7 protein-coding genes are annotated in these 10,252 nt (G+C 62.2%); 4 read left to right on the top strand and 3 right to left on the bottom strand.

Annotation, left to right across the window (positions count from 1 at the left end; translation table 11 throughout):
- Window positions 1-280 precede the first annotated feature (280 nt).
- Window positions 281-1,075 (bottom strand): SDR family oxidoreductase, encoded by a 795-nt coding sequence (locus tag FJW06_RS22425; RefSeq protein ID WP_140754572.1) that lies wholly within the window; start codon window positions 1,073-1,075, stop codon window positions 281-283.
- Between the two features lie 189 nt (window positions 1,076-1,264).
- Here FJW06_RS22425 and FJW06_RS22420 point away from each other — a divergent pair, with 189 nt between their 5' ends.
- The gene (locus tag FJW06_RS22420) at window positions 1,265-1,753 is read left to right on the top strand and encodes a MarR family winged helix-turn-helix transcriptional regulator (RefSeq protein WP_140754570.1); all 489 of its coding nucleotides are present in this window, start codon (window positions 1,265-1,267) and stop codon (window positions 1,751-1,753) included.
- 6 nt (window positions 1,754-1,759) lie between these two features.
- Here FJW06_RS22420 and FJW06_RS22415 read toward each other — a convergent pair whose 3' ends face one another.
- The gene (locus tag FJW06_RS22415; protein WP_140754568.1) at window positions 1,760-2,938 is read right to left on the bottom strand and encodes an MFS transporter; all 1,179 of its coding nucleotides are present in this window, start codon (window positions 2,936-2,938) and stop codon (window positions 1,760-1,762) included.
- Window positions 2,939-3,133: 195 nt separating this feature from the next.
- Between FJW06_RS22415 and FJW06_RS22410 the strand changes: the two genes are divergently transcribed.
- The 3 genes from FJW06_RS22410 to carB all read left to right on the top strand — a co-directional run bounded on the left by FJW06_RS22410 (window position 3,134) and on the right by carB (window position 8,115).
- On the top strand, window positions 3,134-3,490 hold the full coding sequence (locus FJW06_RS22410; protein WP_140754566.1) for a helix-turn-helix transcriptional regulator: 357 nt from the start codon (window positions 3,134-3,136) through the stop codon (window positions 3,488-3,490).
- 106 nt (window positions 3,491-3,596) lie between these two features.
- Window positions 3,597-4,421, top strand: a complete 825-nt coding sequence (locus FJW06_RS22405) for an SH3 domain-containing protein (protein WP_140754564.1) — start codon at window positions 3,597-3,599, stop codon at window positions 4,419-4,421.
- Window positions 4,422-4,617: 196 nt separating this feature from the next.
- On the top strand, window positions 4,618-8,115 hold the full coding sequence (gene carB, locus FJW06_RS22400; protein ID WP_140754562.1) for a carbamoyl-phosphate synthase large subunit: 3,498 nt from the start codon (window positions 4,618-4,620) through the stop codon (window positions 8,113-8,115).
- Between the two features lie 631 nt (window positions 8,116-8,746).
- On the opposite strand, the gene FJW06_RS22395 is transcribed toward carB, so the two are convergent.
- On the bottom strand, window positions 8,747-9,778 hold the full coding sequence (locus FJW06_RS22395) for an AAA family ATPase (protein ID WP_140754560.1): 1,032 nt from the start codon (window positions 9,776-9,778) through the stop codon (window positions 8,747-8,749).
- Between the last annotated feature and the right edge of the window lie 474 nt (window positions 9,779-10,252).

The raw sequence follows: 10,252 nt of genomic DNA, 5'->3' as shown, positions 1-10,252 counted from the left end.
AAGGCGAAGATCCCAAGCTCTCCCGCGGCTGTAACCTCAGGTGGTACGGGCGACTTCGCCAAGCCAAGGTCCGGCTGACCGGCCGGACCTTGGCTCAACCGCTTCAATCCCACGAAATCTCTCTCGTGTAGATACAAGGTGGATCGGCGAAGCCGAGAAGGAGAGGGGAATGGCGCCACCCTAACAAGTAACCCTGCGAAGGGACTCGCCCTACGAAGCCCCCTCTCCGGCCGCTTCGCGGCCACCTCTCCCCCGCTTTGCGGGGGCGAGGAAACTCACTTCAGACGGCGTAGCGCGCCGCCGGCTTGCCTGAGAACAGGCTGCCGAAGAAATGATCCCGGGCGCCGAGATAAGTGCTCAGCTCGGAAGCGTCGGCAAGACCGGGCGCGGTGACGGTCTCGCCCTGGGCGAAGCCGGCAAGTGCCGCGTCGACCAGATCCTCGGCGCTCATGATCCAGTCCGGATTGAGCCTGTCGAGGCTGATTCCGGAGACGTCCCACAGCTCGGTGCGGACCGGTCCGGGCACGACGGACTGGACCTTCACATTCGTGCCGGCGACTTCCTTCTGCAGTGCTTCCGTGAAGTTGGCGACATAGGCCTTGGTGCCGCTGTAGATGCCGCCGACGGCGATGCCATAGGCGACGACCGAAGCGATGTTGATGATGCCGCCGCGGTTGCGCTTGATGAGGCCCGGCAGCACAGCACGGGTCAGCCTGGTCAGCGCCACGACGTTGACCCTTATCATGCGCTCGGCCGCATCGGCGTCGGCGTCGGCAATCGTCTCCAGGCCTCCCACGCCGGCATTGTTGATCAACAGCGTCACGCTGTCGTCCGTCGACACCTTCTGCTCGACGCGGCGCAAATCGGCATCGACCAAAAGATCGGCTACGATCGTCTCGACCTTGCGGCCATAGGCATAGGCGAGCCTGTCCGCCACTTCCTGCAACCGGTCGGCGCGGCGCGCCACCAGCACCAGGTCGTAGCCCTGCTCTGCCAGCCGGTCGGCATAGACCGCGCCGATGCCCGACGACCCGCCGGTGATGACGGCCGTGCCCTTGTTGTCCTTCGTGCTCATTGTCCTGTTCCTTTGTTCGCTTCGCTTGGTCCGGCGCGACGATCACGTCATCTGCCGGGCTTCCGATCTAAATTAGTGGCATATGCCACTTTTCGGGAAATGGGTATATGCCACTATCTTGTCAACGGCAGCGGCGAAAACTATTTCTGCGGCAGGCTGGCGCGTCTTTGCGCCGGCGAAGGAGTGACCATGAACGAAGCCCAGAAACCGGGATTCAGCCGCTGCAACAATGCCACGCTGCGTCGCGCCGCGCGCAGCCTCGGCCGCTTCTACGACGACGCGCTGGCGCCTTCGGGCCTGAAGGGCACGCAGTTCGGCCTGCTTTTTCAGATCCAAATCAGCGACGAGCCCGCGATGGGCGCCATCGCCGAAGCGCTGATCATGGATCTGTCCGCGCTCGGCCACACGCTGAAGCCGCTGATCCGCGACGGCTATGTCGAGACTTTCGCAGACAAGGACGACCGCCGCGTCAAGCGCGTGCGGCTGACGTCGCAAGGCCAGGCCAAGCTCGACGAAGCGCTTAAGCTGTGGAACGTCGCGCAGCAGCAGTTCGAGGAAAAGGTCGGCGCGGAGCAGGCAGCGAAGCTCCGCGCGGCGCTGGACGCCGTGGCCGATCTCGATCTGGCAATGCCGACGGCCGCCCTTCGAACTGAAGAGGCGGCCGATCAGGCTCCATGAGCAGCTTTATTCCGCCGGCATGGCGACCGGCCGGGCGAATGCCCGACCGGCCAGCACAATACCCAGGCCGATGATCGGGAACACGGCGGCGGTCAGGCCAAGCTCGGCCGGCGCGCCGAAGCGCAGCACCGCGGCGCCGACCACCGCACCCAGCGCAACGCCGAAATAGAGCGCCGACGCATTGAGCGACAAGACGATGGGCGCGGCGTCGGGTGCGATCTTGAGGATCCGGCTCGCCTGCGCCGGCGGGAAGGCCCAGCCGACGATGCCCCAAGGCACCATCATGCCCATCAGCGCCGGTCCGGCGAGATGATGCGGCAGGAAGGTCGGGATCAGCGAGAAGGTGACGAGCATCGCGGCCGACAGCGCCAGAGACCAGGCGACGGTGCGTGTGGCGCCGAAACGGTCGGCGGCCTGGCCGCCGGCGATGTTGCCGATGACGGCGCCGACGCCGAAGGCGAGCAGCATGCCGGGCAGCGCGATAGGCGAGAGCCCTCCCCCCTGGATGGCCAAAGGCGCGATGAAGGAGAAGACGGTGAAGGCGCCGACAAGAGCAAGGGCAGTCGTCAGCAGGATCGGCATGACGCCGGGGCGGACCGCCGCCGCCAGCCTGCGCTTCAGCGGCAGCCTGGTGCCGACGATGCCCCGCGGCAGCCGCCACCAGAGGATCGCGCCCGACAGCGCGCCGAGCCCGGCGATGGCGAAGAACGTGCCGCGCCATCCGGCGATCGCCGCGACCAGCGCGCCGAGCGGCGCACCAACCGCCACTGCCACGGTGGTGCCGCCGACGACGACGGCGATGGCGCGCGCCCGGTGATGGTCGTCGACCAGCGCCACGGCCGTCCCTTGCGCGGTCGCCGCGAACAGGCCGGACGATAGCGCCATGACGATGCGCGCGATCAAAAGCAGCTCGAAGGACGAGCTTACCGCCGCCACCAGGTTGCCGATGACAAAGAAGACCAGCGTCCACAGGATGACGCGCCGCCGGTCCCACTCGCCGGTCAGCGTCGCCAGCACCGGGGCACCGATCGCATAGGCGAGCGCGAAGGCGGTGATCAGCGAGCCGGCGAGCGGCACGGAAATGCCGGCATCGGCGGCGATGTCGGGCAGAAGGCTCGATATGACGAAGCCTTCGGTCGAGATCGCGAACGATCCGAGCGCAAGCCAGAAGATCCGCTTGTCCATGGGGGAATTGTCCTTAGTTCAAAAGTTATTGAACAATTGGACATAGCAGGGCATGATGTCAACCGAGCCGGGACAAAATAGCTGAACCCTGCTGACAGCCCTGTGTCAGGACGGGACCGAGAGAAAGTGGCCATCTGCATCGGCGCAAGGGGATGCCGCGTTGAAGTTCGTGCCGTTTGTGCTTAATTCTGGGTCATGAGCCTGCCCCATCCAACCGCCGACCAGATCAGCCTGCCGATCGTGCTCGCCGTGCTCGGCGACCCGACCCGGCTTGCCATCGTGCGCTATCTGGCGAGCAAGGAAGGCGTGCCGATGAACTGCAGCAAGTTCCTCGACCTCGCCTCCAAGACCAATCTCAGCTACCACCTCGCCAAGCTGCGCGAGGCGGGCGTCACCCGCAGCGAAGCGGTCGGCACCAGCCGGCTGATCACGCTGCGCCGCGACGACCTCGACAAGCGTTTTCCGGGCCTGCTCGACAGCGTGATTGCCGCGGCGGAGGGCGACAAGGATCTGCCGGCGGTCGGCACCGCGGAGGTCGAGGTTTCGGCCTAAGCGAGATTTGCGCATGCCTCGGGCCTCACAATCGCCGCTAAATTCAGGATGACATCCGGCAGCCCAGCCCCTTATCTGGTCGCGCCTTGGAAATTGCAGCCAAAAGATGAAGCGCAAAGCTACGCTCCGACTGACGCTGAAGGTACTCTTGGCCGCTCCATTGCTGCTCGCCGCCCTGCCTGCCCTGGCTCAGGATGCGACGGGACCGATCATTTCAATCATCGGCGGCCTCCAGCCGGATGATTTGCTCAACATCCGCGCCACCGCTTCACCGGGCGGAAAGATCGAAGCGCGCCTCCCCAACGGGGCGGCCCTGAAGAACTACGGCTGCAAGACCGTCAACAACTATCCATGGTGCAAGGTCGAGGACACGCAGGACGCCCACATAACCGGCTGGGCGCCGGCACGCTATCTCAGCCCCACCAACCCGGCGTCGCCTCCTGAAGACACCGCTGCGCCGGCGACCGATGCCAGGGTGCCTGCGGCAGCCATATCGCCTCTGCCCTCCGAAGCGCCGCCACCTGATATCGCTGCGCGCCTGGGCAGCACCGAGCCCGCGGCCCCGCCATCCGCGGTCGAGATCGGCAGGACCGCCATGCAGGACGCCTATGGCCTCGCTTTCGCGGCCGCGGCGACCGCTCAATCCGACGCCCCAGCCCCCGACGTCGCCGGCGATATCCCCTGCGCGCGTCATCTCGGCCAACCGATGACCCGTTGCGAGATAAGCGTGGCGCGCACAGGCGGCGACAGCACCGTGACGGTGACCTGGCCGGACGGCGGCACGCGCGTCATCAATTTCCACGACGGCAAGCCCGCCGGCTCCGACTCCGGCGACGAATTCCGCTTCACGCGCGAAGGCACCCTCAACATGATCCGCATCGGCGCCTCCGAACGCTTCGAGATCACGGATCAACTGGCGTTGGGGAAGTAAGGCAGTACGGCAATAAGGCAGTAGGGGAAAGAAAGCCCCTACTCCCCTACTCCCCTTCATTTTCGGGGTTACATCCCGCAAACTCTTCCCTATAAAGCCCTCCTAGCCTGATACCTGAATCGCAAGCACAACCGGCAGGGTCCTCCCCCCGTCCCGGTTTTTCGTGCAAGCCGCTCGCCGAACGGATTTTTCGAACATGCCAAGACGCACCGACATCAAGTCGATCCTGATCATCGGGGCCGGCCCCATCGTCATTGGCCAGGCTTGCGAGTTCGACTATTCCGGCACCCAGGCCTGCAAGGCGCTGAAGGAAGAGGGCTTCCGCGTCATCCTGGTCAACTCCAATCCGGCCACCATCATGACCGATCCGGAGCTGGCCGACGCCACCTATATCGAGCCGATCACGCCCGAAGTGGTGGCCAAGATCATCGCCAAGGAGCGGCCGGACGCGCTGCTGCCCACCATGGGCGGCCAGACGGCGCTCAACACGGCGCTGTCGCTGCGCCGCATGGGCGTGCTCGAGCGCTACAATGTCGAGATGATCGGCGCCGACGCAGCAGCCATCGACAAGGCCGAGGACCGCGCGCTGTTCCGCCAGGCGATGGGCAAGATCGGCCTCGAGACGCCGCGCTCGATGCTGGCCAACGCCACCGACGTCAAGAACGCCGACCGCAAGACGCATGAGGCCGAGCGCGCGGCGCTCAAGGCCGAGAACCCGGAAAACCTCGACGCCGCGCTCGACGCGCTGGAAACCCGCTGGAACCTCGGCGAAGGCGACCGCAAGCAGCGCTATATCAGCCATGCCATGGCGATCGCTGCCCAGGCGCTCGACCATGTCGGCCTGCCGGCCATCATCCGCCCCTCCTTCACCATGGGCGGCACCGGCGGCGGCATCGCCTACAACCGCGCCGAATTCTACGACATCGTCCAGTCCGGCCTCGACGCCTCGCCCACCACCGAGGTGCTGATCGAGGAAAGCGTGCTCGGCTGGAAGGAGTATGAAATGGAGGTCGTCCGCGACAAGGCGGATAACTGCATCATCGTCTGTTCGATCGAGAACCTCGATCCGATGGGCGTGCACACGGGCGACTCGATCACCGTCGCGCCGGCGCTGACCTTGACCGACAAGGAATACCAGATGATGCGCAACGCCTCGATCGCGGTGCTGCGTGAGATCGGCGTCGAGACCGGCGGCTCCAACGTGCAGTTCGCCGTCAACCCGGCCGACGGCCGCCTCGTCGTCATCGAGATGAACCCGCGCGTCTCGCGCTCTTCGGCGCTGGCCTCGAAGGCCACCGGCTTCCCGATCGCCAAGGTCGCGGCCAAGCTTGCCGTCGGCTACACGCTGGACGAGCTGGAGAACGACATCACCGGCGGCGCGACGCCCGCCTCCTTCGAGCCGACCATCGACTATGTGGTGACGAAGATCCCGCGCTTCGCCTTCGAGAAATTCCCCGGCGCCGAGCCGGTGCTGACCACCGCCATGAAGTCGGTGGGCGAAGTGATGGCCATCGGCCGCACCTTCCAGGAATCGCTGCAGAAGGCGCTGCGCGGCCTGGAAACCGGCCTGACCGGCCTCGACGAGATCGAGATTCCCGGCCTCGCCCACGGCGCCGCCAGCCATGCCGACGACCGCAACGCTATCCGCGCCGCGCTCGGCACGCCGACGCCGGACCGGCTGCGCATGGTGGCGCAGGCGATCCGCATGGGCACCTCGCTCGAGGACGTGCACGCCATGTGCAAGATCGACCCGTGGTTCCTCGAGCAGATCGCCGGCATCATCGCCATGGAAGAGCGCATCCGCGAGCACGGCCTGCCGCAGGATGCCGTCAACCTGCGCATGCTGAAGGCGATGGGCTTTTCCGACGCCCGCCTCGGCTCGCTGACGAAGACCGACGCCGAAGCCGTCCAGAAGGTCCGTGAAAAGCTCGACGTTCATCCGGTCTACAAGCGCATCGACACCTGCGCCGCCGAATTCGCTTCGCCGACGGCCTATATGTACTCGACCTATGAAGTGCCCTTCGCCGGGGCGCTCGACAACGAGGCGCGCGTGTCGGCGCGCAAGAAGGTCGTCATCCTCGGCGGCGGCCCGAACCGCATCGGCCAGGGCATCGAATTCGACTATTGCTGCTGCCACGCCGCCTTTGCGCTGCGCGACGCCGGCTATGAAGCGATCATGGTCAACTGCAATCCGGAGACGGTCTCGACCGACTACGACACCTCCGACCGCCTCTATTTCGATCCGCTGACGGCGGAGGACGTGCTGGAGATCCTGCGCGCCGAGCAGGCTTCGGGCGAGCTGGTCGGCGTCATCGTCCAGTTCGGCGGCCAGACGCCGCTGAAGCTCGCCGACGCGCTGGAGAAGGCCGGCATCCCGATCCTCGGCACCTCGCCCGACATGATCGACCTCGCGGAAGACCGCGACCGCTTCCAGAAGCTGCTGCACAAGCTGAACCTCACCCAGCCGAAGAACGGCATCGCCTATTCGGTCGAGCAGGCGCGCCTCGTCGCCGGCGAGCTCGGCTTCCCGCTGGTGGTGCGCCCGTCTTATGTGCTGGGCGGCCGCGCCATGCAGATCATTCATGACGAGAGCATGCTGCAGACCTACCTGCTCGACACCGTGCCCGGCCTGGTGCCGGAGGACATCAAGCAGAAATACCCCAACGACAAGACCGGCCAGATCAACACGCTGCTCGGCAAGAACCCGCTGCTGTTCGACACCTATCTGACCGGCGCCATCGAGGTCGATGTCGACTGCCTCTGCGACGGCAAGGAGACCTTCGTCTCCGGGATCCTGGAGCATATCGAGGAGGCCGGCATCCATTCGGGCGATAGCGCCTGCTCGCTGCCGACGCACTCGCTGCATCCCGACCTCGTCGACGAGCTGGAACGCCAGACCGCGGCGCTCGCCCGCGCGCTCAATGTCGGCGGCCTGATGAACGTGCAATACGCGATTCAAGACGGCACGGTCTATGTGCTGGAGGTGAACCCCCGTGCCTCGCGCACCGTGCCCTTCGTCGCCAAGACCATCGGGCGGCCGATCGCCAAGATCGCCGCACGCATCATGGCCGGCGAGACGCTGGAAAACGCCTTCGCCCACTACGGCGCGATGCCCGACGCGCGCAACCCCGGCCACATCGCGGTCAAGGAAGCCGTCTTCCCCTTCGCCCGCTTCCCCGGCGTCGACATCCTGCTCGGCCCGGAAATGCGCTCGACCGGCGAGGTCATGGGCCTCGACCGCGATTTTGCGCTGGCCTTCGCCAAGAGCCAGCTCGGCGCCAATGTCGACCTGCCCCGCTCCGGCACGCTGTTCGTCTCAGTGCGCGACGAGGACAAGAAGGGCATCCTGCCAGCGGTGAAGCGCCTCGCAGAGCAAGGCTTCAAGGTGCTCGCCACCTCCGGCACCGCCCGCTTCCTCGCCGAGAACGGCGTGACGGCGGAAAAGATCAACAAGGTGCTCGAAGGCCGCCCCCACATCGAGGACGCCATCCGCAACCGCCAGGTCCAGATCGTCTTCAACACCACCGACGGCCAGAAAGCGGTGTCGGACTCGAAATCACTGCGCCGCGCGACGCTGATGCAGAAGGTGCCGTATTACACGACGCTGTCGGGTGCTGCGGCGGTGGCGGAAGCGATCGCGGCGCTAAGAGCGGGAAATTTGGAGGTGCGGCCGCTGCAGGAGTATTTTGGGTGAGGAAGCAATCCTAAGCAGATTGCCTCACTACCATCGTGGCGGATTAACAGTGCGGTACGTGGCCCTTAAGTAGATATCTAAGTTTACATCGGTACTAACCGCTAGGTGCTCCAATAAGCGCGTTATATCGTTTAAAATCTTTTTATTCAGATAGACTTCCCCTCTACGTTGAGGTAACCAGGGGTATCTAGGAAGAGCAAATCCGTGCGCGAAGCTATGCCTAATTTTCAAAATCTCGTTCAGTCGCTGGGATGTCATTTGCCACGTCATGTTTCTTAGTGGCCAATTCCAAACCGCTATTGGGTCAAACCCAACGCTTCTGATCAGAAGATTCCTAGAATTTTCAAAGTTAGGCGTATTAAACTTATCGACCAATATCTCGGCATGACTTAAAACAAGAGATTTAAGCGAAATGACCTCTACGTTAAAAGGGTCACCAACGCGGTTTAAAGCTTCTTCAACGATCTTGTTCAGATAAGAATCCCAAGAAGCAACCCGGGCAGCAACATCAACGTGATAGAATACTTGCCGCTCCGATAAGGACTTTCCCCTCAGAACTATCGCATCCGAAAGCGCGTCGGCTCGCCGCATTTGTTCCCAGAACGAGACCAATGCCTGCGACATGCCAAACCTAAAGTCTCGCCACGAACCCCGCCAGGGCTTTTCTATATCGATCCAAGGGATCTTTGTTAAGCTGAATCTGTTCGCCTTTGATCTTCTTCGGCCCAGGTCGCAGTTTGTGAACTGGCATGCCCAAGAGTGTGGAGACGATAGCAGCACTATGGTAGTCAGGAACTTCAATGAACTCTTTTTGGTGTGACAGCGCATAACTATCGAATAGTGATTTATGACCCTTGAAATTCCTGTCTACAGTGTCCTTGACACGTAGGCTTGCAGCTCTAAAGGCAGCACTAGGCTTTCCTTCATACAATGTCACACGATTATTTATAAATGTATGTATCTTCGGGATATTAACCTGCTCGTTATTCGCCTTTGCAGCAAAGCTTATCCTTGCGTAGGCCTGAGTTTTCTCATCACCTATGCCATACAATAACGCGAAGACATTCTCAATCGCGCGCCGGCTACTATCATCAGCTGTGAACGGAATGATAAGCTTCTCGCTGGCAACGAGAGCCATTTGTGTATATATTGAAAAGCTTGGATTACAATCGATAACGAACATCGTCTCCCTTAGACCGTAGTCTGCCCTTATCTGGACAACCAAATCCCTAATCCAATTTATCACTTTCTTCCATGCATCCAATGGAATACTCAATTGGGCCGCTTGGCGCATAGCTTCAGAAAATACTTCCATGATGTAGTCGCCGGCAACGAGGCGAACATTCTCAGGTATGTGCTTGTTATATTCGACAGGAGATATCGTAAAATCGCGATAGTCTGTATTATTTATGAACGGGGAATTTAGGCGCCTTTCTATATACCCCCCAATACTTTTTCTAACTGGCCCCAAAAGCAGCTTTGTATAATTAAGCGATAGCTCGTCTGAGCCTAGGAGAATTTCGGACGAATTAGCTTGAGGACACAAATCCAATATAAAGACGTCGGTATCGGGATGGTTGTGCGCATATTCGCAGGCAGCAACAAACGAGAGATAGCTCTTTCCGACCCCACCCTTATTGTTCCAAAATCCGTACGCCGTCATGTCTCCCCCGGGATGTCGAAATTCGTGACGCCAGTCGATACTGTGGTAACAGAGTTTGTCTCGCTGCCATAGCCCATCTTGTTGGATATGCGCTGTCTATTTCGGCGCTGACCTGACTCCAGACACAGCGTCCCATTCTTGTGCAGGAGCTCCCATCCAAGCTAGGACTCATCATATCGATGTCGCAGCAGGTGATGACATCGTCCGGGTTACGCGAGCCGACCTCCAGATAGCGTAGTTACCGATGAACGGTTGATTATGTGGCGGCCGTCGCTGCTATTCGCAGCGAAGGTAGGGCAGTCGCCGGCCTTGAGCAGCGCCTCGCCGCCGTTTTGACCAGCGTCAGCTGCCCTGCAGCACGTAGACGAGTTCGTCCTCGTGGCTGTGCCGGTGGCGCAGCTCGGGCTCTCCTTCTCCCCGTGTGGGAAAGGTGGCCGAGCGAAGCTCGGTCGGATGAGGGGCGCTCCAGCTTGG

Origin of the sequence: Mesorhizobium sp. B4-1-3, from assembly GCF_006439355.1 — a bacterium.
Classification (GTDB): Bacteria; Pseudomonadota; Alphaproteobacteria; order Rhizobiales; family Rhizobiaceae; genus Mesorhizobium.
The sequence above is the reverse complement of the archived record's forward strand: the minus strand, read 5'-3'. Positions and strand labels throughout refer to the sequence as shown.

Excerpts from the sequence above, each read along its gene's own strand:
- FJW06_RS22425 (WP_140754572.1), bottom strand. The coding sequence starts at position 1,075 with ATGAGCACGAAGGACAACAAGGGCACGGCCGTCATCACCGGCGGGTCG.
- FJW06_RS22420 (WP_140754570.1), top strand. The coding sequence starts at position 1,265 with ATGAACGAAGCCCAGAAACCGGGATTCAGCCGCTGCAACAATGCCACG.
- FJW06_RS22415 (WP_140754568.1), bottom strand. The coding sequence starts at position 2,938 with ATGGACAAGCGGATCTTCTGGCTTGCGCTCGGATCGTTCGCGATCTCG.
- FJW06_RS22410 (WP_140754566.1), top strand. The coding sequence starts at position 3,134 with ATGAGCCTGCCCCATCCAACCGCCGACCAGATCAGCCTGCCGATCGTG.
- FJW06_RS22405 (WP_140754564.1), top strand. The coding sequence starts at position 3,597 with ATGAAGCGCAAAGCTACGCTCCGACTGACGCTGAAGGTACTCTTGGCC.
- carB (WP_140754562.1), top strand. The coding sequence starts at position 4,618 with ATGCCAAGACGCACCGACATCAAGTCGATCCTGATCATCGGGGCCGGC.
- FJW06_RS22395 (WP_140754560.1), bottom strand. The coding sequence starts at position 9,778 with ATGACGGCGTACGGATTTTGGAACAATAAGGGTGGGGTCGGAAAGAGC.